This is a genomic window from Cupriavidus sp. 10L45, from assembly GCF_056395225.1.
The window spans coordinates 154,281-180,164 of sequence record NZ_JBFTJC010000003.1; the positions used below are offsets into that span (position 1 = coordinate 154,281).

The window sequence follows — 25,884 nt, forward strand, 5'->3', positions numbered from 1 at the left end:
CCAGGTTGCCTGTCGATTTCCCCCCTCCCCCGCGAACGGGAGAGGGGGGGGACACCTCCCGCCGATCAATAGCGGTAGTGGTCAGCCTTGTACGGGCCTTGCTTCTGCACGCCGATGTACGCGGCCTGCTGCTCGGTCAGCTCGGTCAGCTGCGCGTTCAGCTTCTTCAGCTGCAGGCGCGCGACCTTCTCGTCCAGGTGCTTCGGCAGGGTGTACACGCCCACCGGGTACTTGCCGGTGTCACGCTCGGCCCACAGTTCGATCTGGGCGATGGTCTGGTTGGCGAACGAGCTGCTCATCACGTACGACGGGTGGCCCGTGGCGCAGCCCAGGTTCACCAGGCGGCCCTTGGCCAGCAGGATGATCTTCTTGCCGTCCGGGAACACCACGTGGTCCACCTGCGGCTTGATCTCGTCCCACTGGTACTTTTCCACCGAGGCGATGTCGATCTCGTTGTCGAAGTGACCGATGTTGCAGACGATGGCCTGGTCCTTCATCCTGGCCATGTGGTCGTGCGTGATGACGTGGTAGTTGCCGGTGCAGGTGACGAAGATGTCGCCGTGCTCGGCGGCGTAGTCCATGGTCACCACGCGGTAGCCTTCCATGGCAGCCTGGAGCGCGCAGATCGGGTCGATCTCGGTCACCCAGACCTGGGCCGACAGCGCGCGCAGGGCCTGGGCGCTGCCCTTGCCCACGTCACCGTAGCCAGCCACCACGGCCACCTTGCCGGCGATCATCACGTCCGTGGCACGCTTGATGCCGTCCACGAGCGATTCCCGGCAACCGTACAGGTTGTCGAACTTGCTCTTGGTCACCGAGTCGTTCACGTTGATGGCCGGGAACTTCAGTTCGCCGCGCTGTGCCATCTGGTACAGGCGGTGCACGCCGGTGGTGGTTTCCTCCGTCACGCCACGGATGGCGGCCAGGTTACGGCTGTACCAGCTCGGGTCCTTGGCCAGCTTTTCCTTGATGGCGGCGAACAGGTAGGTTTCTTCCTCGCTGGTCGGCTTGGCGATCAGCGACGCGTCCTTCTCGGCACGGGCGCCCAGGTGCAGCAGCAGCGTGGCGTCGCCGCCGTCGTCCAGGATCATGTTCGGCGTGCTGCCGTCGGTCCAGTCGAAGATGCGGTGCGTGAAGTCCCAGTATTCCTTGAGCGACTCGCCCTTGAACGCGAAAACCGGCACGCCGGACGCGGCGATGGCGGCGGCGGCGTGGTCCTGCGTCGAGAAGATGTTGCACGAGGCCCAGCGCACGTCGGCGCCCAGTGCCACCAGCGTCTCGATCAGCACGGCGGTCTGGATGGTCATGTGCAGGGAACCGGCGATGCGGGCGCCCTTGAGCGGCTGCGCGGCGGCGAATTCGTCACGGATGGCCATCAGACCCGGCATTTCGGTCTCGGCGATGGCGATTTCCTTGCGGCCCCAGCCGGCCAGGCCGATATCGGCCACGAGGTAGTCTTGCTTGAGTTCGGTCACAGCGTTCATGTTTCACTCCGGTGAAGAGTGGCACGCAGGTGACGAGGGGGGACAACGGCCGCATCCCGCGCGAATTGCGGAACGGGCGGATAGGTCGACTCGCCTCCGTGCGGACCACGGATCAGCGAGCGCCGTTGAAACATTCCGAGCCTGGCGGATGAGGGCCATCCGTTGCAACGCTCCTCGGAGTGGCGGTATTGTAGCGTGCCTGTCCGCGCCTGCGGCGCGAGAAACGGACTTTTTTCCCGTCTATTCCTCTTCCAGCCTCCCTGCCATCCTGCCCGCCCACATGCTTTCCACGCCACCCCGCACGCTGACCATCGCCGGTTCCGACTCCGGCGGCGGTGCCGGCATCCAGGCCGACCTGAAGACTTTCAGCGCACTCGGCTGCTTCGGCATGAGCGCGATTACCGCCATCACGGCGCAGAACACGCTCGGCGTGACCGGCGTGCACGCCATTCCGGCCGACATGGTGGCCGCCCAGATCGATGCCGTCGCCACGGACATCGGCGTGGACGCGGCCAAGACCGGCATGCTCGGCACGGCCGCCATCGTCGAGGCCGTGGCCGATGCGGTGGACCGCCACGGTATCCGCCAACTGGTGGTGGACCCGGTGATGATTTCCACGTCTGGCGCCACGCTCTCCGACGATGCCACCAGCCAGGCCATGGTGCGGCTGCTGTTCCCGCGCGCGCTGGTGGTCACGCCCAACCTGCCGGAAGCCTCCTACCTGCTCGGCCGCCGCATCGCGCGCCGCGCGGACATGGAGACCGCTGCCGCCGACCTGCTCGCGCTAGGCTGCCAGGCCGTGCTGCTCAAGGGCGGCCATCTGGAAGATGATCGGGACGATGGCCCGCACGGCCGGGGGCTCGACGACCTGCTGATGCTGGCCGATGGCACGGTGCGCGTGTTCACCCATCCGCGCATCGACACGCCGAACCTGCACGGCACCGGCTGCACGCTGGCGGCCGCCATCGCTGCGCAACTGGCCCGTGGCGACGCACTCGCCGATGCCATCAGCACCGCGCTGGACTACGTGGCGCAGGCCATCGCCGCCGGGGCCCGGCTGCGCATCGGGGCCGGGAACGGCCCGCTGAACCATGCCTTCGCGCCGCGCGCGCTGGGTTGAGGACCGACCATGCAGACTTTGAGCGATATCGACCTGCGCACCGATCCGGCCGCGGCCCGCTATATCAAGGAGGAAGTCGTCCAGGTGACGTTTGCCGCAGAGCCCGGCGAGCTGGTGAGCCGGGAAGGCCCCAACCGCTACCAGCCCGGCGACGCCATCGTGACCGGCGCCACGGGCGACCGCTGGGTGGTCTCGCGCGACCGCTTCGACGCGCGCTACCTGCCGGTGGACGGCGGTGGCTGGCGCAACCGGCCGGTGCCGGTGCTGGCGAAGGAGATGACGGTGCCGTTCGCCATCGCGCGCTCGGCCGGCGGCGATGTGCTGACCGGCAAGGCCGGCGACTGGCTGATGCAATACGCGCCCGGCGACTATGGCATCACCGAGCGCGCGCGCTTCCTGGCGGTGTACCGCCGGATGGAGGATTAGTTGCCGCCGGCCAGCTGCACGAGCTTGAACGCGGCGCGGGCCACGCACACCACGGTGCCGGCCGCGTCACGCGCCTCGCCTTCGCAGAAGGCGATCTTGGCGCCGCGCCGGATGCAGCGCGACTCGAAGGTCAGTTCACCGCGCGCGGCGGCCAGGAAGTGCGTGGACATGTCGATGGTGATCACGCCCACGTCGAGCGGCGAGTAGGACCGCGCCGCGCCGCTGAGCGTGAAATCGAGCACGGCCATCAGCGTGCCGCCGTGCACATCGCCCCGGCTGTTCACGAGCGCCGGGTTGGCCGGCAGGCGCGTGCGGCACTTCCCCTCTTCCATATGTTCCGGCTGCAGGCCCAGATGCCGCATCAGCGGAATGTCGATGCCGAAATACGGCTTTTCCGGGGTGCCAGGGGCGACGGGCTTGATCTCGTTCACGGCTGTTTCCTCTCTGCTCCGGGTTCCGTATGGCGGAACCTCGATCCATTGTGTTCGGTGGAGCGGAGAGGATATGCGGATTTCAGGGGCCGTGCCAGCCGGCTGGGCGGTCAGCGCCCAAACAATGCGGTGAGCGAGGCCACCGCCGCCGGCACGTCGCTGGACTCGGTCACCGCGCGCACCACGGCGGCGCTGCCGACGCCCACGTCGAGCACTTCGCGCAGATTGCTCCCGTTCACTCCGCCGATGCCCACCAGCGCGGGCACCACCGGCTGCATCAGCGCCACATAGGCCCGGAAGCGGCCCATGCCCTGCGGCGCGGTCGGCATGACCTTGGTCGTGGTCGGGAAGATCGCCCCGAGCGCCAGATAGCTGGGGCCGATGGCGGCCACGCGCAGCATCTCGGCGTAGCCGTGGGTGGACACGCCCAGACGCAGCCCGGAGGCGCGAATCGCCTCGAGATCGGCCTCGTCGAGGTCTTCCTGACCCAGGTGGATGCCGTAGATGCCGCTGTCGCCACCCATCGCCGCATGGTGGTCGAGCGCCACGCGCCAGTGATCGTTGATGAACAGGCGCGATGCCTGCCCCTTGGCGGCCTTGGCGGCGCGGGCCACTTCGGCCTTGACCGCCGCCGCGTCATCCGACTTGAAACGCAACTGCACGGTCGGCACGGCCAGCGGCACCAGCCGCTCGATCCACTCCGCGCTCGGCACTACCGCGTACAGGCCGAGGTCCGGCGGGCACGGCGCGAAGGGCTTGGGCGATGCGTTGGGCGAGGCCAGCGCGGCGTGGCGCACGCGTGGGAAGCGGGCGAAATCGGTCGGCCAGTCCTGGCGGCCCGGCTGCCACGCGCGGGCGATGCACAGCGCGTCGTGGGCCGGGAAGTGCAGCGCCAGCGCCGCCAGCAGCACGGCCACGAAGGCCGGCGGGTGCGGCGTATCGCCGTCGTCGTCATCGGCCTGGGCGGGGGCATCCAGCACCCAGGTGCCCATCGGCGAACGCACCGTGTCGATCCAGCGGCCGCCCTCGCGGTCGGTCTCGATCAGCACCGCGCCGGCTGCGGTCAATTGGGCGATGGCGTCCGCCGTGGCTTCGCCATCGGCCAGCACGACGTCGTGGCGGCCCGGCGCGGCCGGGGCGTTGGCCAGTGGCCATGCACGCCACGGGGCGTCGTCATGGCCGAAGGTGGCGCCAAAGCGGGCGACCAGGGTGTCGAACAGCGGGGAATCGATGGCCGCGGCCACGCCGGGGCGCGTCATGCGCGGTCCTCCGCGCCTTCGGCGTGCCAGAACGGCATGCCGACCACCGGCGTGCTGGCCTGCGCCACGTCGCGCTCGGGCATCGGCCCGGCCAGATAGGCGGTGCGGCCGGCCTCCACGGCCAGCGCGAACGCGCGGGCCATGTTCACCGGGTAGGCGGACTGTGCGACGGCGGTGTTCAGCAGCACGCCGTCATAGCCCCACTCCAGCACCTGCGCCGCATGCGACGGCAGGCCCAGCCCGGCATCGACGATCAGCGGCGTGTCCGGCAGGCGGTCGCGCAGCGTGCGCATGGCCAGCGGATTGGCGGCGCCCCGGCCCGTGCCGATCGGCGCAGCCCACGGCATCAGCGCCTGGCAGCCCACGTCCAGCAGGCGGCGGCACAGCACCAGATCCTCGGTGCAGTACGGCAGCACCTTGAAACCTTCCTTGATCAGCGTCTCGGCCACGGCGGGCATGTTCAGCGTGTCCGGCTGAAGCGTGTAGTCGTCGCCGATCAGTTCCAGCTTGATCCAGTCGGTCTCGAAGACCTCGCGCGCCATCATCGCCGTGGTGATGACTTCCTGTGCCGTGAAGCAGCCGGCGGTATTCGGCAGCACCGGCACGCCCAGATCGCGCAGCATCTGCCAGAACGCCTGGCCGCCGAGCGTCTGGCCATCACCGCCGCCCACCGCGCTCTGGCGGCGCAGCGCCACGGTGATCATGGCGGGACGGCTGGCTTCCACGGCCGCCTGCAGCGTGGCCGGCGACGGATAGCGCGCGGTGCCGAGCAGCAGGCGCGAGGCGAAGGATTCGCCATAGAGCACGAACGGGTCGCGCAGGGTTTCAGCGGGTTCGAAAGTCATGATGGATCAGCCTCCCGTCACGGGTTGCACGAGGTCGATGTGGTCGCCCGCCGCAAGCGGCGTGGCGGCATGGGCGGTGCGCGGCACGAACTGGCCGTTGACCGCCGCGGCGAACGGGGGCGCGATGGCAGCCGCTGTCACCGCGTCCGCCAGCGTGGCGGCCTCGGGCAGGTTCAGCAGCTTGCCGTTGAGCATAATTTCCATGATCTGGGCGGGTTCTGGGCGTGTTCCTAATGCAGCAGGCTGCCCAATCCGGGCACCGCCGTGCCGCGCACCTGGGCGGGCTCCTCGACGGACTGGATCAGGCCCGGCCAGCGCAGCGACGCCGGCACCGCGTGCGCGGCCGGGTCGCCGGCCAGCAACGCGCGCACCACGGCGCAGGCGGCCTCGGTCACGGCCGGCGCAATCAGCCAGCCATGCCGGTACAAGCCATTCACACGCACCACGCGCGCCTGCTGGTCCACGCGGATCGCCGGCAGGTGGTCCGGCCGCGTGGGCCGGCGCTGCACGTTCAGCTCCAGCACGCGGGCCTCGCCGAACGCGGGGTGCAGCGAGTGCGCCGCCGAGAGCAGTTCCAGCGCGGAACGCACGCTCATCGGCGAGTCGTCCTCGCTCTCGATTTCGGTCGCGCCGATCACGTACAGGTCGTTCGGCTTGGGCGCGATATAGATGGGGTAGCGCGGATGCAGCAGGCGGATGGGCCGATGCAGCTTCACGTCGGGCGCGTGCACGCGCACCACCTCGCCGCGCAGGCCGCGCAGGCCGGGCTTGACCACGCCGGGCTCGGCCGTTGGGTCGCACCACGCGTCGCGCGCGCCCAGGCCGCGGCAGTCCAGCACCACGTTGGCGCGGATGTCGAACTGGGGCAGCAGGTCGATATCGACATCGCCAGCCTCCCAGATGCAATGCACGCCTTCCTTGACCGCGCAGTCGAGCAGCGCGCGCAGCGCGCCACGGTTGTCCAGCTGGCCTTCGCCCTTGAGCAGCAGGCCCTGCGGGAAGCGCCCGGCCAGCTCCGGCTCCACGGCAGCCACGCCGGCGCCGTCGAGCACGGCCAGCCGCTCCCGCACCAGTTCCGGCGGCGCCACGGCGCGCATGCGGCCCGTGAACAGCGACACCTCGCTGCGGTCCCGCGCGTGCCAGACCACCAGCGTGCCGTCTTCCTGGAAGAACACGGGCTCGGGCAATTCCTGGATCCAGGCACGCCACAGGTCAACGCTGGCCATGCCGAGATCGACGATACGCCGCTCCGCGATGGCCGACTCGGCCAGCGGGGCAAGCATGGCGGCGGCCACATGGGCGGCCGCGCCGGTGCCGTCGGGGCCGCCACGCTCGACCAGCGCCACGCGGGCACCGGAACGCACCAGCAGCCAGGCGCACAAACGCCCGGCCAGGCCGGCGCCAAGAATGGCGACATCGAAGGACTTTACTGCTGTCATGGGTGTATTCGCCGCGGGCGCCCGGGTGGGGGTGGCGCCGCGCGGTCTCCAGTTGAATTACGAGTAAATCTTCGAGCCGGACTTCACGAACTCGATCGATTTCTCCTCCATGCCGCGCTCGGCTGCGGGCAGCGATGCCGCGTAGTCGCGCACTTCCTGGGTAATCTTCATCGAGCAGAACTTCGGGCCGCACATCGAGCAGAAATGCGCGATCTTGGCGCCCTCGGCCGGCAGCGTGGCATCGTGGAACGAGCGCGCGCGCTCCGGATCGAGGCCCAGGTTGAACTGGTCTTCCCAGCGGAACTCGAAGCGGGCCTTGGACAGCGCATTATCGCGCAGCTGCGCGCCCGGCCAGCCCTTGGCGAGGTCGGCGGCGTGGGCGGCAATCTTGTACGTGATGATGCCCTCGCGCACGTCTTCCTTGTCCGGCAACCCCAGGTGCTCCTTGGGCGTGACGTAGCACAGCATGGCCGTGCCCATCCAGCCGATATTGGCCGCACCGATGCCGCTGGTGATGTGGTCGTAGCCGGGGGCGATGTCCGTCACCAGCGGTCCGAGGGTGTAGAACGGGGCCTCGTAGCAGTGCTTGAGTTCCTCGTCCATATTGGCCTGGATGCGCTGGAGCGGCACGTGGCCCGGGCCTTCGATCATCACCTGCACGTCATGCTCCCACGCCTTGGCGGTCAGCTCGCCCAGGGTGCGCAGTTCGCCGAACTGGGCGTCGTCGTTGGAGTCCGCGATGCAACCCGGACGCAGGCCGTCGCCGAGGCTGAACGACACGTCGTAGGCCTTCATGATTTCGCAGATCTCGTCGAAGTGCGTGTACAGGAAGTTTTCCTTGTGGTGCGCCAGGCACCACTTGGCCATGATCGAGCCGCCGCGCGAGACGATGCCCGTCACGCGGTCGGCCGTCATCGGCACGTAGCGCAGCAGCACGCCGGCGTGGATCGTGAAGTAGTCCACGCCCTGCTCGGCCTGCTCGATCAGCGTGTCGCGGAACATCTCCCAGGTCAGGTCCTCGGCGATGCCGCCGGTCTTGTCCAGCGCCTGGTAGATCGGCACCGTGCCGATGGGCACCGGCGAGTTGCGCAGGATCCACTCGCGCGTCTCGTGGATGTGCTTGCCGGTGGACAGATCCATGATGGTGTCAGCGCCCCAGCGGATCGACCAGACCATCTTTTCCACTTCCTCGGCCAGCGAGGAGGTCACGGCCGAATTGCCGAGGTTGCCGTTGATCTTGACGCGGAAGTTGCGGCCGATGGCCATCGGCTCCAGTTCCGTGTGGTTGATGTTGGCGGGGATGATGGCGCGGCCGGCGGCGATTTCCTTGCGCACGAACTCCGAGGTCATGTCCTCGGGGCGCAGCGGCAGGTTCGCGCCGAGCGCGTTGCCCGGATGCTGGCGCAGCAGGGCCTTGTACTCGGGCTTGTCGTAGAGCGCCTGGAGGTTCAGCGACTCGCGCAGCGCCACGTATTCCATTTCCGCCGTGATGATGCCCTGGCGCGCGTAGTGCATCTGCGACACATTGGCGCCCGCCTTGGCACGGCGCGGGTTGGTCAGCTGGGCAAAGCGCAGGTGCGCCGTGGCCGGGTCATTGGCGCGGTCGCGGCCATATTCGGACGACAGGCCCGACAGCACCTCGGTGTCGCCGCGCTCCTCGATCCAGCGGGTGCGCACGCCGGGCAGGCCGGACTTCAGGTCGATATGGATGTCCGGGTCGCTGTACGGGCCCGAAGTGTCGTAGACGGGGATCGGCGGATTCGCCATCTCGCCCTTGTCGGTGCGCGTGGACGTCTGCAGGATCGTGCGCAGCGGCACGCGCAGGTCCGGACGGCTGCCGGTCAGGTAGGTCTTGCTGGAAGCCGGGTAGGCGAATTTCTGGTCGAGATCGCTCTCGAGCGATTCAAACGATGCGGCGGGGGCAGTGCGGGCCATGGGTGTCGTCCTCTCTCTTGCGGGGGATGGACGAAACCAGGAGCCCTGTGAGCCCGCTGCGCGGCAGAGCCGGCGGCGAGGTCCCGTTGCGGGACAGGAGCTGTTCGGTATTCAGTGAAACTTCCCACGCCGGTACTAGCCGGATCGGGTTCGAAGGGACTCTCTCAGCCGCACGGCCCATCCGTACGGCACCCCTGTTTCATCCAACGGGGTGAATTTAAGCACAAGCCCCCGCCCGGCGCCACCCGGAATTTCGTTGCGACTGCCGTGCATGATGGTATCGACTGGGTATCGACTGACCAATGCTGCGCTGCACGATGGCCGACGATGTGGACGTCCCAGCGCATTTGCCCGGGGAATGCGCGCGTTTCCCGAACGCGGCAGTTGCCGTACCATCGGCCGTACCATCGACGCAGCCCGCCCCATCTCCAGGAGCCGCCATGTCCGATTCCAGCGCAGCGACCCACGCCGTGTTCAATCAGGTGCCGGACCTCTCCGGCTACAACCTGTTCGAGACCGACCCCGGCCTGCGGGCCGCGCTGGAACGGCTCGGTGGCGGATGGCACGCCGGCGCGCTCGGGGCCTTCGGCGCCCGGCTTGGCGAACCCGAGGTGCAGGCGTGGGCCGCCGATGCCAACCGCCTGACGCCGGAACTCCACACCCACAGCCGCACCGGCGAGCGCATCGACGCGGTGACCTTCCATCCATCCTGGCACGCCCTGCTCGGGCTGCTGCGCGGCCAGCAGTTGCAGGCGCTGCCCTTCGCCCAGCCGCGCCCCGGCGCCTGGGCCGCGCGCACGGCCGGCTACTTCCTCCAGGCCCAGGTGGAGTCGGGCTCGCTCTGCCCCACCACCATGACGCTGGCCAGCATTCCGGTGCTGCGCAAGGAACCCGCGCTGTTCCGCGACCTCGAACCCCGGCTCTATGCCGCCGAGCACGACGCCCGCGACCTGCCCTGGCGCGACAAGACCGCCGTGATGATCGGCATGGGCATGACCGAGAAGCAGGGCGGCTCCGACGTACGCGCCAACACCACCGTCGCCCTGCCCATGCGCGGCGAGGGTCGGGGCGCCGAATACGCGCTGACGGGCCACAAGTGGTTTTTCTCCGCGCCGATGTGCGACGCCCATCTGGTCGTGGCGCGCATGGGTGGCCCCGAGGGGCCGCTCTCGTGCTTCTTCGTGCCACGCTTCCGTGACGATGGCAGCAAGAACCCGATCGAAATCCAGCGCCTCAAGGACAAGCTCGGCAACCGCTCCAACGCGAGCAGCGAGGTCGAGTTCCGGGGCGCCACGGGCATCCTGATCGGCGAGGAAGGCCGCGGCATCCCCACCATCATCGAGATGGCCACCAACACCCGGCTCGACTGCGTGATCGGCAGCGCGGCCCTGCTGCGCGCGGCGCTGGTGCAGTCGCTCCATCACGCGCGCCACCGCATGGCGTTCGGCAAGCTGCTGGCCGACCAGCCGCTGATGCGCAACGTGCTGGCCGACCTCGCCCTGGAGTCCGAGGCCGCCACGCAGATGATGATGGCCCTCGCCCACGCCTTCGAGCATGCCGACGACGACCCGCTCGCCGCCGCGTGGAAGCGCGTGGTCACGCCGGCCGCCAAGTTCTGGATCTGCAAACGCGCGCTGGAAGCCACTGGTGAGGCCATGGAGGTCTGGGGCGGCAACGGCTATGTCGAGGAAGGCCCGATGGCGCGGCTCTACCGCGAGGCGCCGGTCAATTCGATCTGGGAAGGCTCGGGCAACGTGATGTGCCTGGACGTGCTGCGCGCCCTGCAACGCAATCCCGACGATGGCGCGCGCGTGCTGCAGGACCTCGCCCGCCTCTCCCACGGCCATGCGGCGGTGCGTGCCGAGTTGGCCTCGCTGCAGGGCATGCTGCGCGAGCCTGCCGATCAACTCGAAGCGAGCGCGCGCCGCTTCGCACAGGGTCTGGTGCTGACCGCGCAGGCGGCGCTGATGATCGCGCAGGCCGACCCGGAATCGGCCGAACTGTTCGTCGCCAGCCGGCTCGGCCGGCAGCACGGGCGCGTGTTCGGCACGCTGGATGCCGATCCCGTCACATTGCAGCGCGTGGCGGATCGGGCGTGGCCGGCTTGATGGCGGAACTGCCCGTTTTTGTCCGGAAATCGCACTAGAAAATGGCGCAGCGCATCAAAAGCCGCTTCAGGGGTAGCGAGGGGCGCCGTAAACGTTGAGGCGACGGGCTACGAGCCTGCCTGCATTCCAGTCGCCACTCCGAGCACTGCGACAAAGCATGTGCCGTCCACACCCCATGAATATCAGTCAACGCCTGCTTCTCACGCTGTCCCTCGCCGTGTTCGCCCTTATATCTGTCGGCTTCGGCGGCATCTGGCAACTCAACCGGTCCGAAGACCGCCTCGAATACTTCAACGACAACACGCTCGCCAGCGTACGGCACCTGAACGGCGTCTATGACGCCGTGGCGTCGATGCGCGTGTTGCTGCATCGCCACGCGATGACCGACGACAACGTCGCCAAGCAAGAGGCCGAGGTCTCGCTCGACAAGGCCAGCAAACGTTTCGACGAACTCATCGCCACCTATGAGCGCGAAGACATCTCCGACGACGCCGACCGCAAGCTGCTGGAGGCGGACCGCGAGGCCGCGAAACAGTATCGTGCCGAATTCGCCACTTTCCTCGACCGCTCCAATAACAACGACTACGCGGCCACGCAGAAGATGCTGACCGACGGCACGCTGAATGCGTCGTATCGGGCACTTCGCAAGGCCATCGACACGCACGTCGAATACAACACCAAGATGGGCGACGCCGCCGTGGCCGAGAACAAGGCCCAGCACACCCACGTGGTGCGGCTGTTCCTGGTCGTCATCGCGCTCGTGGTGGGCTTCATCGTCTTCATGGCCGTGTCGCTCTATCGGCGCATCAAGCACAGCCTGGCCGGCATCCAGGGCACGCTCGAACACGTGAGCCAGACGCTGGACCTCGACCATCGCGCGCCGGTGGCGCGGATGGACGAGATCGGCCAGACCGCGCACGCCTTCAACGCGCTGATCGAGCGCGTGGCGCAGACCCTGCGCGAGGTGCGCCAGTCCACCGATTCGGTCGGCGTGGCCGCCGGGCAGATCGCGGCCGGCAATGTGGACCTGTCGTCGCGCACCGAGCAGCAGGCGGCGTCGCTCGAGGAAACCGCGTCGAGCATGGAAGAGCTGACCACCACCGTGCGCCAGAACGCCGAGAACGCGCGCCAGGCCAGCTCGCTGGCGGCCAACGCCGCCGAGGTGGCCGACGCCGGCAACCAGGCCGTGCAGCAGATGGTGGACACGATGGGCGCCATCAGCGGCAGCTCCGAGCGCATCGCCGAGATCACCAACCTGATCGAGGGCATCGCCTTCCAGACCAACATCCTCGCGCTGAACGCCGCCGTGGAAGCCGCCCGCGCCGGCGAGCAGGGCCGTGGCTTCGCGGTCGTGGCCGGCGAGGTGCGCAGCCTGGCGCAGCGCTCGTCCAGCGCCGCCAAGGAAATCAAGGAGTTGATCGAGGCCTCGGTGAACACCGTGCGCACCGGCTCGACCCAGGCCCACGGCGTGGGCGGCACGATGACCGAGATCCGCCAGGCCGTGAAGCGCGTGTCGGACATCATCTCGGAGATCGCCGCTGCCTCGCAGGAGCAGAGCGCCGGCATCGAACAGGTGGGCCACGCGGTGGGCCAGATGGATCAGGTCACGCAGCAGAACGCCGCGCTGGTCGAGGAAGCCGCCGCCGCCGCCCAGTCCCTGGACGAGCAGGCCGGCAAGCTGCGCGACTGCGTGGGGCAGTTCCGGATGGCCGGCTGACGTTCGACCGGCTTCAGTCCGCCGCCACGCCAGCGACCGACTCGCGGATACGCAGCGTCACGCGCGGCGCGTAGCGGATCAGGTCGTGCGCGCGCTCGCCGATCATGATGGCGGGCGCGTTGGTGTTGCCGCCGACCAGCGTCGGCATGATCGACGCATCGACCACGCGCAGCCCCTCCACGCCGCGCACCCGTAGCTGCGGGTCCACCACCGCCAGCGGGTCCATGCCCATGCGGCAGGTGCCCACGGGGTGGTAGATCGTGTCCGCCTGGCGGCGGATCAGCGCGCGCACGGCGTCATCGTCGCTGCCATCGAGCCGCAGGTCCGCCGAATACAGCTCCCGGCCGCCAAACGCGGCCAGCGGGGGCTGGTCGAAAATGGCGCGCACGATGCGCAGCCCGGTGACCATCCCTTCCATGTCTTGTGGATCGGACAAGTAGCGCGGATCGATGGCCGGCGCCTCGCGCATATCCGCCGACACCAGCCGCACCACGCCCCGGCTGCGCGGGCGCAGCAGGCAGACATGGCAGGAATAGCCATGCCCGCGATTGACGCGGCGCATGTGGTTGTCCGCCATCCCCACCACGAAATGCAGTTGCAGGTCCGGCTCGTCGAGGTCCGGGCGGCTGCGCACGAAGGCGCCCGCCTCGGCGAAATTCGACGTCATCATGCCGGCGTTCTCGCGGCGGTAGCGCCGCATCTCGGCCAGCAGCCGCCAGGCCCCGGCCAGCGAGATCCCGAACAGCGCCGTGGCCGCCACGCGCTTGTGCAGGATGATGTCGAGATGGTCCTGGAGGTTCTCGCCCACGCCGGGCAGGTCGTGCACCACGGCCACGCCGTGCCCGCGCAGGTGCGCCGCCGGGCCGATGCCGGACGCCATCAGCAGCTGTGGCGAGCCGAACGTGCCGGCGCTGACGATGACCTCGCGGCGCGCGCGCAGCACCACCTCGACCCCATCGCGCCGGGCCAGCACGCCCACGGCGCGCCGCCCTTCGAACAGGATCCGCAGCACCTGCGTGCCGGTCAGCACATGCAGGTGCGAGCGCCCGCCGTTGCAGGCGCGGTCGCGCACGTTGCCGCCGTGCAGGTAGGCGCGCGCGGCGTTCCAGCGCTCGCCGTTGTGCTGGGTCACCTGGTACCAGCCGGCGCCCTCCTGCTCGTCGCCATTGAAATCGTCATTGCGGGGCAGGCCGGCAAGTTCGGCGGCATCGAGGAAATGCTGGCCGAACGGGTTGGGCGAACAGAGGTCGCTGACGTGCAGGGGGCCGGTGCCGCCGTGCAGTGGATCGTCGTCGTGACCGGCCACGCGGGCGTTGCATTCGGCGCGGCGGAAAACGGGCAGGACGTCGTCCCACGACCAGCCGTCACAGCCGGCGGCGGCCCAGCCGTCGTAGTCAGCCGGGCGGCCCCGCATATAGATCATGGCGTTGATCGACGATGACCCGCCCAGGCCCCGGCCGCGTGGCTGGTAGCCGCACCGGCCGTCCAGCGCGGCCTGCGGCACGGTCTCGTAGCCGTAGTTGCGGCGGCCGGCGCGCGGCAGCATCGCACCGCAGCCGGCGGGTGTGCGCACCAGCACATGGTGATCGTGGCCGCCGGTTTCGATCAGGCCGATGGAGTCGGTGCCGCTGTCGGCCAGCCGGCCGGCGAGCGCGCAGCCGGCCGAGCCGGCCCCCACGACGAGATAGTCAAAGATCGCTTCCATCTGTCTCCTCGCCTGCCTGTGTCCCCGGGCCACCGCGAAAATCCAGTGTAGGCGCTGGGGCCGGCGGAATGAAGCCGGGCGACTACCGGCAAAAGACCGCGGCCGGTGCACGCGGCGTTTGGGGGCCGTCCTCCATTGCGGGAACGGGGCGGCTGGCTTATGGTGCGCGATGGTGCGCGGGCCTTGCGCCCTTCCCATGCAGCCCCCTCGGACAGCCAGGAGACCGCCAGATGAGAGAAGTTCCCGCCATGTCATCGGTGTTCGACGCCATGCGCGCGGCGTCGCGGCATGACCAGACCCCGCCGTGGGATATCCGCGCGGACCGCCTGCGCCGGCTGCGGCAACTGGTGAAGACCCACCACGACGCCATCGCCGCCGCCATCAGCGCCGACTTCACCAACCGGCCGCCGCAGGAAACCGCGCTGCTGGAGGTGTTCCCGAGCCTGGCGGGTCTCGATGACGCACTGCGGCACGGCCGGCGCTGGATGCGCGAGCGCCGCGCCCGCACCGGCCTGTGGTTCCTGCCGGGGCGCTCGCGCCTGATGCCGCAGCCGCTGGGCGTGGTGGGCGTGGTGGTGCCGTGGAACTATCCGCTCTACCTGACCGTGGGGCCGCTCACTGGCGCGCTGGTGGCCGGCAACCGGGCCATGGTCAAGCTGTCCGAATACACGCCGCGGTTCTCGGCCCTGTTCGCCCAACTGGTGCAGGCCACCTTCGCGCCGGATGAGGTGTCGGTCATCAACGGCGATGCCGAGGTAGCCGCCACCTTCAGCGCCCTGCCGTTCGACCACCTGCTGTTCACCGGCTCGACCCACGTCGGCCATCACGTGATGCGCGCCGCCGCCGCCAACCTGACGCCGGTGACGCTGGAGCTGGGCGGGAAGTCGCCGGCCATCATCGGCCCCCATGCCGATTTCGACCACGCCGTGGAGCGCATCGTGGTGGGCAAGCTGCTCAACGCCGGCCAGACCTGCATCGCCCCGGACTACGTGCTGGTGCCGGAGGACCAGCGCGACCGCTTTGCCGAGGCCGCGCGCCGCTGCGTGAACCGCCTCTATCCGGACCTCGCCCGCAACCCCGACTACACCAGCATCATCAGCCCGCGCCACTTTGGCCGGCTGGTGTCGATGATCGACGCCGCGCGCGCGGCTGGCGCCGGCGTGGTGCCGCTGACCGATGCCACGCCGGACGCCGACGCGCGCCGCCTGCCGCCCGTGCTGCTGACGGACGTGCCCGGCGATGTGATGGCGATGCAGGAGGAGATTTTCGGGCCGGTGCTGCCCGTGGTGACCTATCGCACCGTGGACGAGGCCATCGGCTTCGTCAATGCGCGGCCCCGGCCGCTGGCGCTCTATCTGTTCGACCGTCGCCGCGACGTGGTGGACCACGTGATGCGCCAGACCGTGGCCGGCGGCGTCACCATTAACGACACCCTGTTCCACATCGCCCAGGACGACCTGCCCTTCGGCGGCGTGGGCCCGAGCGGCATGGGCGTGTACCACGGCCGGGCCGGCTTCGAGACGTTCTCCAAGCTCAAGCCGGTGTTCCATCAGGCCGGGCTGAACGGTGCCGGCCTGCTGCGGCCGCCTTACGGCAAGCGTTTCGCGTCGATGCTGAAGCTGTTGCTGCGCTGAATCGGGTCCGCTCGGGGACGATCGGCGGCGCTCAGGCCGCCAGCATCGGCTTGCCGAGCATGCGCGACAGCACCGCCTCGGGCGAGTGGGTGTGGTCGCTGATGGCTGCCGGGTCGAGGTAGATGGTCTGCTCCATCATCGCCCGGCCGCGCATGGCGGCGTGGAGCAGCTGGTCGCTGAACACGATCCAGGTCGCACCGGGCGGGAACTGGAACTCCTGCTGCGGCACGGTCTTCTGGTAATCCAGGTCGGCCTTGGCCAGGTCGTGCAGCTGGAGCATGCGGTGGTCGTACTCGGACCGCGTGCGCTTGGTGATGTGGAGCTGCTTCATCAGCCACGCCTGCCCCGGCCACATGCCATGCGTTTTCGGCACGAAGCGGGCGGCGAAATCCGCGAACGGCTCGCCCACGCGCCACACCCGCGGCGCGGCGGGGTCGATGTTGTGGAACACGCGGAGCAGGCGCTTGCCCAGCATCGGATTGGACGGAAACGAGTCCACGTGCAGGCGGGTGTCGTCCTTGCGCCAGCTCACCGGGCGGCCGGCGATCTCGCTGGGCCGCAGCGACGTGCCTGCGCGCGTCATATGCGTCACATATTCGGGGAACAGCGTGTGGATCAGCGTCTCGCTGGAATCCGCATAGCGGCGGATCAGCGCGTAGAGATCGGCCAGATCCTGCTCACTGCCCGCGGCGCCGCGCACGGCGCGGTCATCGGCGCGCAGGTTGATGTTCTTCGACTTGCCATCGGACCAGCGGGCATCCAGGAAGCGCTCCTCGCCCGGCTGGAAGCGGAAATTCAGGTTCGGGAAGTACAGCACGGCGCCCTGCTCGAGCTGGCGGCGCAGGTCGGCGCGCACCTCGGGGGTGACGTCGGGCGCCCATTCGGTATAGGGCTGCGTGCGGATCAGGTTCAGCGGCGTCGTCATGGTCTTGGCGTGGAGGTCCGGTTGAGCGGGATTCTACTCCGCGCCGCAGCGGGTGCCACGTGGCGCCCAGATAACAAAAAACCCCGCAGGTCCCGAAGGACCGGCGGGGTTCCTGACTGCCGGACGGCCGATTACAGGCCGGCGGCGGCGCGCAGCACGGCGGCCTTGTCGGTGGCTTCCCACGAGAACTCCGGCTCCTCGCGGCCAAAGTGGCCGTAGGCGGCGCTCTTTTCGTAGATCGGGCGCAGCAGGTCCAGCATCTGGACGATGCCCTTCGGGCGCAGGTCGAAATGCTCCTGCACCAGTTCGGCGATCTTCTCGTCCGAGATCTTGCCGGTGCCTTCCGTGTACACGGTCACGTTGATCGGGCGGGCCACGCCGATAGCGTAGCTGACCTGCACCTGGCACTGGCGCGCCAGGCCGGCGGCGACCACGTTCTTGGCGACGTAGCGGGCGGCGTAGGCGGCCGAGCGGTCCACTTTCGACGGGTCCTTGCCCGAGAACGCGCCGCCACCGTGCGGCGAGGCGCCGCCGTAGGTGTCGACGATGATCTTGCGGCCGGTCAGGCCGCAGTCGCCCTGCGGGCCGCCAATCACGAAGCGGCCGGTCGGGTTGACCAGGTACTTGGTGTCCTTGAGCATCGCGGCCGGCAGCACCGGCTTGATGATTTCTTCGATCACGGCTTCGCGGATCTGGGCCTGGGTGATGTCCGGGGCGTGCTGGGTGGACAGCACGACGGTATCCACGCTGTGCGGGCGGCCGTCGAGGTAGCGCACGGTGACCTGCGACTTGGCGTCCGGGCGCAGCCAGGACAGGCGGCCGTCACGGCGCAGCTGCGACTGGCGCTCCACCAGACGGTGTGCGTAGTAGATCGGGAACGGCATCAGTTCGGGCGTCTCATCGCACGCGTAGCCGAACATCAGGCCCTGGTCGCCAGCACCCTGGTTCAGGTAGTCGTCCGAGGCGCGGTCCACGCCCTGGGCGATGTCCGGCGACTGCTTGTCGTACGCCACCAGCACGGCACAACCCTTGTAGTCGATGCCGTAGTCGGTGTTGTCGTAGCCGATGCGCTTGATGGTGTCGCGGGCGACCTGGATGTAGTCCACGTTGGCCGTGGTGGTAATTTCACCGGCCAGCACCACCAGACCGGTGTTGCAGAGCGTCTCGGCCGCCACGCGGGCGTACTTGTCCTGGGCCAGGATGGCGTCCAGGACGGCGTCCGAGATCTGGTCAGCAACTTTATCGGGATGGCCTTCGGAGACAGATTCCGAAGTGAACAGGAAGTCGTTTGCCACGAGCTTGTTTCTCCAAGGTTAGCCAAGATTGGCTGTGAGTCGGCTATTGCGTGCCACCCTCGGGAAACGATGCGGCGACGCTTTAGCGGTATTTTCAGACCGCTCTGGAGAGAGCGGCATCGCCCCGCAAGTTGTCAGTTAACTCGGCGATACAGGCTATTATACGCGCCTGCCGCGTGCGCTGCAGTACTCCGGCGCGGCGCCGCACAGTGCACCGCGCGCACGGAGGCAGCAGGACGTGTAGCCGGTACGATACCGTGCCTGCCTCGCGCGCGATTCCCCGTCGACAAGCCTTTTTTGCCCGTATTTCCACGTTTGGCCCCATGACCTTTATCTTCTGGCTCATCTCTCTCCTGCCCCTGCGCGTGCTGCACGCCATCGGCGGCGCGCTGGGCCTGCTCGCGGCGCGGCTACCGGGCCGCTATGGCCAGCGCCTGACCGAGAACTTCCGCCACGCCTACCCGGACGTCACCGACGCCATGCTGGCCGAGGCCGCGCGCGCCACGGGCCGCCTGATCCTGGAAATGCCGTACTTCTGGAGCCGCAAGACGCTGGACGCCGCGCTCTACAACTTCGACGACTCGCTCTGGCCCACGCTGAACCGGCTCCAGATGCAGGCCAACGGCATCATCATCCTGACCCCGCACCTGGGCTGCTTCGAAGTGCTGCCGCAGTCGCATGCGGTGCATCGGCCCGTAACCGTGCTGTTCAAGCCGCCGCACCAGCAGTGGCTGCGCGACTTCGTCGAACGGATGCGAAGCCGGCCGGGCATCTCGATGGCGCCTGCCACGCCGCGCGGCGTGCGGATGCTGGTGAAGGCGCTCAAGCGCGGCGAGGCCGTCGGCATCCTGCCCGATCAGGTGCCAAGTGCCGGAGACGGCGCCTGGGCGCCGTTCTTCGGCAAGCCGGCCTATTCGATGACGCTGGTGCACCGCCTGCACCGCCTGACCAACGCGCCGGTGGTGATGATGTTCGCCGAGCGCCTGCCCAAGGGCGCCGGCTATGTCGGCCATATGCGCCTGGTGGGCTGTGGCGGCGTGCTGGCCGCCGAGGTGGAGGCCGCCGCCGCCCAGATCAACCGCGCGGTCGAGGAGTCGATTGCGATGGTGCCCACCCAGTACCTCTGGGGCTACAACCGCTACAAGCAGCCCACCGGCGCCCCGCCGCCCCCCGACCTGACCAGCCAGCCGCAGGCGGCCCCCCAAGACATCATCCAATGAGCCGAATCTTTACCTGGCTCGGCATCGGCCTGCTGACCGTGCTGGGCAAGTTGCCGTATCCGTTCGTCGCGCGCTTCGGCGAAGGGCTGGGCGGCCTGCTTTACCGGATTCCGAACGGCCGCCGCGAGGTGGTGCGCGCCAACCTGCGGCTCTGTTTCCCGGAAAAATCCGAGGCCGAGATCGACGAGATGTCGCGCGAGACCTTCCGCCACATCTTCCGCAGCTTTGCCGAGCGCGGCATCTTCTGGACCGGCAGCGAGGCGCAGATGCGCCGCTGGGTGCAGATCGACGACCAGGCCAACCTTGTGGCGCTGGACGGCAAGCCCCATATCCTCGTGACCATGCACCTCTCGGGCGTGGAGGCGGGCGCGATCCGGCTGACCATCCACCTGCGCGACCACGTGGGCCGCTCCGGGGCTTCGCTGTATACAAAGCAGAAGAACGCGCTGTTCGACGATTTCCTGAAGCACGCGCGTGGCCGCTTCGGCGCCAACATGATCTCGCGCAACGACAGCGCGCGGAACATCCTGCGCTGCCTGAAGAAGGGCGAGGCGCTGCAACTGATCGCCGACATGGACTTCGGCGAGCGCGACTCGGAATTCGTGCCGTTTTTCGGCGTGGAGGCGCTCACGCTGACCTCCGTGTCGCGGCTGGCGCGGCTGACCGGCGCCAAGGTCGTGCCGATCTATACCGAGATGCTGCCCGACTACAAGGGCTATGTGCTGCACATCCTGCCCGCCTGGGACGACTACCCCGGCGACAGCGTGACCGACGACACGCGGCGCATGAACGCCTTCTTCGAGGACGCCATCCGCCCGCGCGTGACCGAGTACTACTGGGTGCACAAGCGCTTCAAGCATCGGCCACCCGGCGAGCCAGAGATTTACTAGCTACAATCCGAGCCATGAAACTCCAGTTCACCAAGATGCACGGCGCCGGCAACGACTTCGTCGTGCTGGACGGCATCCACCAGACGCTCGACCTGACCGAGGCCCAGTGGCGCGCGCTCGCCAGCCGGCACTTTGGCGTGGGCGCGGACCAGATCCTGATCGTCGAGAAATCGACGCGCCCGGACGTTGACTTCCGCTACCGGATCTTCAATGCCGATGGCGGCGAGGTGGAGCATTGCGGCAACGGCGCGCGCTGTTTCGTGCGCTTTGTCACGGACAAGGGCATGACCGACAAGCGCTCGGTGCGCGTGGAGGTGATGAACGGCGTGATCACGCTGACCCTGCAGGACGACGGCCAGGTCACGGTGGACATGGGCGCGCCCGAGCTGACGCCGGCGCGCGTGCCGTTCCTCGCCGAGGGCCTGCCGACACGCCGCGAGGGCGACGACACGCTCTATGGCCTCGAAGTGAACGGCCGCACGGCGTGGATCACGCCGGTGTCGATGGGCAATCCGCACGCGGTGCAGGTCGTGGACGATACCGAGCAGTTCCCGGTGCTCCAGGACGGCCCGGTGATCGAACACCATCAGACGTTTCCGAAGCGGGTGAACGCCGGCTTCATGCAGATCGTGGACCGCAGCACCGTGCGGCTGCGCGTGTTCGAGCGCGGCGCCGGCGAGACGCTGGCCTGCGGCACGGGCGCCTGCGCGGCCGTGGTGGCCGGCATCCGGCGCGGTCTGCTGGACTCGCCGGTCAAGGTCCACACCCATGGCGGCGACCTGACCATCGCCTGGAACGGCGCGGGCCAGCCCGTGCAGATGACCGGCCCGGCGACCACCGTGTTCGAAGGCACTATTGACCTCGCCGCACTGAACGCGTGACTATGGGGGCTCCGCAGGCCACGCCACCGGAGACCCCATGACGCTGGACGATTTCCGCATCACCAGTAGTAAAAAATTCAATCTGGCCGATTTCGACCCGCACAGCAAACCGCTGTCGCAGGGCGACAAGGCCGCCGACCTCGCGCGGCTGGAGGCCCTCTCGGGCGAACTCGACGCGCTCCAGGACATCTTCTACGCCGAGCACCGCCGCAAGGTGCTGGTCATCCTGCAGGGCATGGATACCAGCGGCAAGGACGGCACCGTGCGCTCGGTCTTCCGCAGCTTCGATCCGCTTGGCATCCGCGTGGTGAGCTTCAAGGCCCCTACCGCCGAGGAACTGGCGCGCGACTACCTGTGGCGCGTGCACGCGCAGGTGCCCCGCGCCGGCGAGATCGCGCTGTTCAATCGCAGCCACTACGAGGACGTGCTGATCACGCGCGTGCATGGCTGGATCGATGAGGCCGAGTGCGAGCGCCGCTACAAGCAGATCCGCGCGTTCGAATCCCTGCTGACCGATACCGGCACGACCATCGTGAAGTGCTTCCTCCATATTTCGAAGGACGAGCAGAAGGCGCGGCTCGAGGCGCGCATCGCCGATCCCCAGAAGCACTGGAAGTTCGACCCGCAGGACCTGGCCGAGCGCAAGTTCTGGAAGGAATATCAGGAAGCCTACGAAGCTGCCATCGCGGCCACGGCCACGCCGAGTTGCCCCTGGTATGTCGTGCCGGCCGACTCGAAGACCCACCGCAACCTGATGGTGGGCGAGATTGTGGCGGCCGTGTTCCGGCAGCTCAAGCCGGCATACCCGCCGCCGAAGCCGGAACTGGCGAAGCTAAAGGTGGAGTAGGCGCCGGGGGTCAGTCGCTGCCGTTGCCGCGATGCACATCGTGGGTGACGAACGGCCGCTCGGGGCCGGGCATCGCCAGCCATTTGGGGTGCTTGAGCGTGTCGCGGATATCGTCGAGCCCGCTCGCCCAGTGCTCGTGCATCGTCAGCAGGCCGAACTGGTAGTCCTTGGCGCTGCCCTCGAACGACTTGTCGCGGTAGATCAGCTGGATCACGTTACGGCGCGCGTCGCAGGCATGGTCGGCGGCGCGCTTGTACCAGGGGTCGTCGCGCTTGGAAGCCGGCACCAGTGCCATCAGTTCGCTCAGCATGCGGCGATAGTTCTGCTGCTCGCGCATCACGTCCGTGATGGCGCGCGTGCGGCTGGAATACTGGATGTCCTTCTGGCGCTCGGCCACGTCGAGCAGGTTGTGCGGCAGCTTGCCGCGCGCGCTCCAGAGGTCCACCTGGAAGATCAGGGCGTCCCGGCGCGGCTGGGCGGTCAGCACCTCCTGTAGCGGCGTGTTCGAGACCAGGCCGCCGTCCCAGTAATACTCGCCATCGATCTCCACGGCCGGGAACCCGGGCGGCAGCGCGCCGGACGCCATGAAGTGCTCGGCGCGCAGCCGCTGGCGCGTGTTGTCGAAATACGCGAAATTACCCGTGCGCACGTTCACGGCACCCACCGAGACGCGCATCTCCTTCGGATGGTTGATGCGGTCGAAATCGGCAAAACGCTCCAGCGTGGCCTTCAGCGGCCCAGTGTCGTAATAGCTGGCGCGGCCCGGGTCTTCACCGCGGCCCCAGAGATCGGCGATAGCGCGTGGCGAGAAGAAGCCGCGCTGGCCTTCGATCATCGCGCGGGCGGCGTTGAGGCTGTCGAACCAGATCCGCATCGGCTCCGGCCACGTGGGCGCGGTCTCCGTCAGCAGCTCCAGCGGCAGGCCGGGCAGCCACGGCTGGGCGCAGATGTATTCCCAGAACGCGCGCAACTGCGTCACGCGGGTTTCAGGCGGATTGCCGGCGATGACCGCCGCGTTGAGCGCGCCGATCGAGATACCCGCGATCCAGTTCGGATGAATGCCGCCTTCGGCCAGGCCCTGGTAGACACCGGCCTGGTAGGCACCGAGCGCGCCGCCGCCTTGCAGCACCAGCGCGCGGATCGCATAGGCTTCGTGGGCGGGGCCGTCGCCCGGCAGCGCATCAGGGGCGCAGTGGTCGCTCACTGCGGCGCGCTTGGGCGCCTTGGTGCGCTTCGCCCGGGCCGGCGTGGCCGTCGATGCGGAGTCTTGCGGCGGCGCGCCCTGTTCGCCCAGTTCGCGCCCGATTGCCTGCTTGGTCGCCTGTTTTACCTGCTGTTGCCGCTTGCCCGCCACGCCATGCTCCCTCGAAGTTGAGCCGGGGCGCCCCATGGCGCCCGCTCCGGCGCGTCAGACGCCGTACGTCTGACGATAGGCCGCCACGGCCGCCCGGGAGTTCCCGAGCGCGGGGTCGTTCGACGCGTCGAGGTAGGCCAGCAGGTCCTTGAGGCTGGCGATCGAGATCACGGGCACGCCGTATTCGCGCTGCACGTCCTGCACGGCCGAATGCGTGCCGATCTTGTCGGCGGTGCCGCTTTTCTCCATGCGGTCCAACGCGATCAGCACGGCGGCCGGCTCGGCGCCGGCGGCGCGAATCAGCTGCATCGACTCCCGCACGGAGGTACCGGCCGAGATCACGTCATCGATGATCACCACCTTGCCCTGGAGCTTGGCGCCGACCAGCGTGCCGCCTTCGCCATGGTCCTTGGCTTCCTTGCGGTTGTAGGCAAACCCCACATCCCGGCCCATGCCGGCCAGCGCCACGGCCGTGGCCGAGGCCAGCGTGATGCCCTTGTAGGCCGGCCCGAACAGCACGTCGAACTCGAGGCCCGAGTTGAGCAGGGTTTTCGCATAGAATTGCGCCACCTGACCCAGCATCGCGCCCTGATTGAACAGGCCGGCGTTGAAGAAGTAAGGCGACTTGCGGCCCGCCTTGGTCACGAACTCGCCAAAGGACAGCACGCCCGCATCGAGCGCGAAGCGGATAAAGGTCTGGCTGAGGTCGTCCGGCGTGGTCTGCTGCGTCATCTTTTCTCTCTGAATTTCAAAATTTCCCGAGATGTTACGGATTATCAGCGCCAACCTCAACGGCATCCGCTCTGCGGCCAAGAAGGGCTTTTTCGAGTGGATGGGCAAGCAGGACGCAGACATGATCTGCGTACAGGAACTGAAAGCCCAGGAAGCCGACATGACCGAGGCGTTCCTGGCGCCACATGGCTACCACGGCTTTTTCCACTATGCCGAGAAGAAAGGTTACAGCGGCGTGGGCCTGTACACGCGCCACAAGCCCGAGCGGGTGGTCACCGGCTTCGGTGTGCCCGAGTTCGACGCCGAGGGTCGCTACGTGGAAGTGCAGTATCCGCACCTTGCGGTGATCTCCGTCTACGTGCCGTCCGGCTCCAGCGGCGAAGAACGCCAGCAGGCCAAGTTCCGCTTCATGGAGGCGTTCCTGCCCCACCTGCTGCAACTGAAGGCCAGCGGGCGCGAGATCGTCTTGTGCGGTGACGTCAACATCGCCCACAAGGAAATCGACATCAAGAACTGGAAGGGCAACCTCAAGAACTCCGGTTTCCTACCCGAGGAGCGCGCCTGGATTGGCCAACTGTTCGATAGCCACGGCTACGTGGACGTCTTCCGCCAGCTCGACCAACGCCCGGACCAGTACACCTGGTGGAGCAACCGCGGCCAAGCCTACGCGAAGAACGTCGGCTGGCGCATCGACTACCACCTGACCACCGACAAGATCGCCGCCACGGCCCGCGCCTGCGCCATCTACAAGGACGAGAAGTTCAGCGACCACGCCCCGCTGTCGATCGACTACGATTTTCCGCTGTAGGCGGGGCGCCCGGGCGGGATGCCGGGGCCGGCGCGCTCAGTTGGCGCGGATTTCTTCCAGCAGGTTCGGGTGGCGATCCAGCAACTTGAGCAGCTTTACCAGCGCCAGCGGCGGCTTGGTCCGGCCGGTCTCGTAGCGCGAGAACGCATTGACCCCGCCGCCGAAGATCTCGCCAGCCTCCCGCTGGTCGAGTTCCAGCTTGCGGCGCACCGACACGATGAACGCCGGATCGACGATAGCGGCGTTGACCTGCTTGTTGAAGGCAACCATCAACTGGCCGATCCGCTCATCTTCATCGAGATCAAGAACCCCTTCACCGCAGGCGGGACACCAGTCCGCCAGCACGCCTTCGATCACCATGGTTTCGCCGCGATAGTCGTAGGGCATGTCCTGCCGCTCCCTGACCAGTTCGGATCCTCCGCATTCCGGGCATCTCATATCCCGACTCCTTTTTCGAGGTGGTGCTCTTTACAGCACCTTGAATGACACAATCACCAGTTGCTCGATCACGCTGAGCTTCAGGTAGAGCGACCCATAGGGGGTGACGGGGTGGTAGACGTCCTGCCAGACTCGATGATCCGCGTGCGTTGTCATGCTCTTATACAAGTCGCTTCGCTCAAGCCTCCCCTCCGTCACCAACGCCCTCACCACAGAGAGCTTGTAATGCGCTGACGATTTCTCCATGCAAAATTAACCTACTTGGTTATTACCTGCAAGCCCCGGAATGTGTCGGACCGCAACCGCCTCTCTCGCGTAAACCCTGCGCCCGCCCCCTAACCTCGCTACAATGCAGGTTCGCTGCCCCGTTGGGCAGGCGACTTTTCGCATT

The 25,884-nt window shown here is 68.0% G+C and carries 24 protein-coding genes and 2 riboswitches; of the genes, 10 read left to right on the forward strand and 14 right to left on the reverse strand.

Annotated features, from left to right (window positions below; translation table 11 throughout):
• Window positions 1-65: 65 nt before the first annotated feature.
• The gene (ahcY, locus tag AC1DFU_RS06645) at window positions 66-1,484 is read right to left on the reverse strand and encodes an adenosylhomocysteinase (RefSeq protein WP_441591405.1); all 1,419 of its coding nucleotides are present in this window, start codon (window positions 1,482-1,484) and stop codon (window positions 66-68) included.
• A 110-nt stretch (window positions 1,485-1,594) separates the two neighbouring features.
• A riboswitch (S-adenosyl-L-homocysteine riboswitch) is annotated at window positions 1,595-1,666 on the reverse strand.
• Window positions 1,667-1,764: 98 nt separating this feature from the next.
• Here ahcY and thiD point away from each other — a divergent pair.
• Complete coding sequence (gene thiD, locus AC1DFU_RS06650; protein WP_092291454.1) at window positions 1,765-2,604, forward strand: bifunctional hydroxymethylpyrimidine kinase/phosphomethylpyrimidine kinase; 840 nt, start codon at window positions 1,765-1,767, stop codon at window positions 2,602-2,604.
• 9 nt (window positions 2,605-2,613) lie between these two features.
• Window positions 2,614-3,030: a PGDYG domain-containing protein gene (locus AC1DFU_RS06655; protein WP_092291452.1), complete on the forward strand. Its 417-nt coding sequence runs from the start codon at window positions 2,614-2,616 to the stop codon at window positions 3,028-3,030.
• On the opposite strand, the gene AC1DFU_RS06660 is transcribed toward AC1DFU_RS06655, so the two are convergent.
• From AC1DFU_RS06660 to thiC, 6 genes are all read right to left on the reverse strand, one after another.
• A complete protein-coding gene (locus AC1DFU_RS06660) occupies window positions 3,027-3,461 on the reverse strand; it encodes a PaaI family thioesterase (protein WP_092291450.1) in 435 nt (144 codons plus the stop codon). The genes AC1DFU_RS06655 and AC1DFU_RS06660 overlap by 4 nt on opposite strands.
• 110 nt (window positions 3,462-3,571) lie before the next feature.
• Complete coding sequence (locus AC1DFU_RS06665; RefSeq protein ID WP_441591406.1) at window positions 3,572-4,720, reverse strand: thiamine phosphate synthase; 1,149 nt, start codon at window positions 4,718-4,720, stop codon at window positions 3,572-3,574.
• Window positions 4,717-5,565, reverse strand: coding sequence for a thiazole synthase (locus tag AC1DFU_RS06670; RefSeq protein ID WP_092291446.1), 849 nt, complete (start codon window positions 5,563-5,565; stop codon window positions 4,717-4,719). The genes AC1DFU_RS06665 and AC1DFU_RS06670 overlap by 4 nt, the downstream gene beginning before the upstream one ends.
• A gap of 6 nt (window positions 5,566-5,571) precedes the next feature.
• Window positions 5,572-5,769, reverse strand: coding sequence for a sulfur carrier protein ThiS (thiS, locus tag AC1DFU_RS06675; RefSeq protein WP_092291444.1), 198 nt, complete (start codon window positions 5,767-5,769; stop codon window positions 5,572-5,574).
• 26 nt (window positions 5,770-5,795) lie between these two features.
• A complete protein-coding gene (locus AC1DFU_RS06680) occupies window positions 5,796-7,004 on the reverse strand; it encodes an FAD-dependent oxidoreductase (protein ID WP_441591407.1) in 1,209 nt (402 codons plus the stop codon).
• A 57-nt stretch (window positions 7,005-7,061) separates the two neighbouring features.
• Complete coding sequence (thiC, locus tag AC1DFU_RS06685) at window positions 7,062-8,939, reverse strand: phosphomethylpyrimidine synthase ThiC (RefSeq protein WP_441591408.1); 1,878 nt, start codon at window positions 8,937-8,939, stop codon at window positions 7,062-7,064.
• A gap of 104 nt (window positions 8,940-9,043) precedes the next feature.
• Window positions 9,044-9,145: riboswitch (TPP riboswitch) on the reverse strand.
• 234 nt (window positions 9,146-9,379) lie between these two features.
• Here thiC and AC1DFU_RS06690 point away from each other — a divergent pair.
• Window positions 9,380-11,047 (forward strand): acyl-CoA dehydrogenase family protein, encoded by a 1,668-nt coding sequence (locus AC1DFU_RS06690; RefSeq protein ID WP_441591409.1) that lies wholly within the window; start codon window positions 9,380-9,382, stop codon window positions 11,045-11,047.
• 175 nt (window positions 11,048-11,222) lie between these two features.
• Window positions 11,223-12,764 (forward strand): methyl-accepting chemotaxis protein, encoded by a 1,542-nt coding sequence (locus AC1DFU_RS06695; RefSeq protein WP_441591410.1) that lies wholly within the window; start codon window positions 11,223-11,225, stop codon window positions 12,762-12,764.
• Window positions 12,765-12,777: 13 nt separating this feature from the next.
• Here AC1DFU_RS06695 and AC1DFU_RS06700 read toward each other — a convergent pair whose 3' ends face one another.
• Window positions 12,778-14,469: a GMC family oxidoreductase gene (locus AC1DFU_RS06700; protein ID WP_441591411.1), complete on the reverse strand. Its 1,692-nt coding sequence runs from the start codon at window positions 14,467-14,469 to the stop codon at window positions 12,778-12,780.
• A 230-nt stretch (window positions 14,470-14,699) separates the two neighbouring features.
• Between AC1DFU_RS06700 and AC1DFU_RS06705 the strand changes: the two genes are divergently transcribed.
• Window positions 14,700-16,103, forward strand: a complete 1,404-nt coding sequence (locus tag AC1DFU_RS06705; RefSeq protein ID WP_092291432.1) for a coniferyl aldehyde dehydrogenase — start codon at window positions 14,700-14,702, stop codon at window positions 16,101-16,103.
• A 31-nt stretch (window positions 16,104-16,134) separates the two neighbouring features.
• Here the strand turns inward: AC1DFU_RS06705 and AC1DFU_RS06710 are convergent, their stop codons facing one another.
• Complete coding sequence (locus AC1DFU_RS06710) at window positions 16,135-17,028, reverse strand: Kdo hydroxylase KdoO (protein ID WP_441591412.1); 894 nt, start codon at window positions 17,026-17,028, stop codon at window positions 16,135-16,137.
• 131 nt (window positions 17,029-17,159) lie between these two features.
• The gene (gene metK / locus AC1DFU_RS06715; protein WP_092291429.1) at window positions 17,160-18,323 is read right to left on the reverse strand and encodes a methionine adenosyltransferase; all 1,164 of its coding nucleotides are present in this window, start codon (window positions 18,321-18,323) and stop codon (window positions 17,160-17,162) included.
• A gap of 323 nt (window positions 18,324-18,646) precedes the next feature.
• Between metK and AC1DFU_RS06720 the strand changes: the two genes are divergently transcribed.
• The 4 genes from AC1DFU_RS06720 to AC1DFU_RS06735 are packed head-to-tail and all read left to right on the forward strand — an operon-like array spanning window position 18,647 to window position 22,161.
• Entirely contained in the window at window positions 18,647-19,543 is an 897-nt protein-coding gene (locus tag AC1DFU_RS06720; RefSeq protein WP_092291427.1) for a lysophospholipid acyltransferase family protein, read from the forward strand.
• Window positions 19,540-20,433, forward strand: a complete 894-nt coding sequence (locus AC1DFU_RS06725; RefSeq protein ID WP_092291425.1) for a lipid A biosynthesis lauroyl acyltransferase — start codon at window positions 19,540-19,542, stop codon at window positions 20,431-20,433. Before AC1DFU_RS06720 ends, AC1DFU_RS06725 begins: the two co-directional genes overlap by 4 nt.
• Window positions 20,434-20,447: 14 nt before the next feature.
• Entirely contained in the window at window positions 20,448-21,314 is an 867-nt protein-coding gene (gene dapF / locus AC1DFU_RS06730; RefSeq protein WP_092291423.1) for a diaminopimelate epimerase, read from the forward strand.
• A gap of 37 nt (window positions 21,315-21,351) precedes the next feature.
• Window positions 21,352-22,161 (forward strand): polyphosphate kinase 2 family protein, encoded by an 810-nt coding sequence (locus AC1DFU_RS06735; protein ID WP_092291421.1) that lies wholly within the window; start codon window positions 21,352-21,354, stop codon window positions 22,159-22,161.
• Window positions 22,162-22,171: 10 nt separating this feature from the next.
• On the opposite strand, the gene AC1DFU_RS06740 is transcribed toward AC1DFU_RS06735, so the two are convergent.
• Entirely contained in the window at window positions 22,172-23,551 is a 1,380-nt protein-coding gene (locus AC1DFU_RS06740; RefSeq protein ID WP_441591413.1) for a DUF3734 domain-containing protein, read from the reverse strand.
• An 18-nt stretch (window positions 23,552-23,569) separates the two neighbouring features.
• Window positions 23,570-24,247, reverse strand: a complete 678-nt coding sequence (gene pyrE / locus AC1DFU_RS06745) for an orotate phosphoribosyltransferase (protein WP_441591415.1) — start codon at window positions 24,245-24,247, stop codon at window positions 23,570-23,572.
• Between the two features lie 31 nt (window positions 24,248-24,278).
• Between pyrE and AC1DFU_RS06750 the strand changes: the two genes are divergently transcribed.
• A complete protein-coding gene (locus AC1DFU_RS06750; protein ID WP_092291415.1) occupies window positions 24,279-25,055 on the forward strand; it encodes an exodeoxyribonuclease III in 777 nt (258 codons plus the stop codon).
• Window positions 25,056-25,091: 36 nt separating this feature from the next.
• Here the strand turns inward: AC1DFU_RS06750 and AC1DFU_RS06755 are convergent, their stop codons facing one another.
• Together AC1DFU_RS06755 and AC1DFU_RS06760 are read right to left on the reverse strand one after the other, a co-directional pair.
• On the reverse strand, window positions 25,092-25,493 hold the full coding sequence (locus tag AC1DFU_RS06755) for a type II TA system antitoxin MqsA family protein (RefSeq protein WP_092291413.1): 402 nt from the start codon (window positions 25,491-25,493) through the stop codon (window positions 25,092-25,094).
• Window positions 25,494-25,523: 30 nt separating this feature from the next.
• Window positions 25,524-25,739 carry a type II toxin-antitoxin system MqsR family toxin gene (locus tag AC1DFU_RS06760; RefSeq protein WP_441591417.1) on the reverse strand — a complete coding sequence of 72 codons (216 nt, stop codon included), beginning with the start codon at window positions 25,737-25,739 and terminating at the stop codon, window positions 25,524-25,526.
• Between the last annotated feature and the right edge of the window lie 145 nt (window positions 25,740-25,884).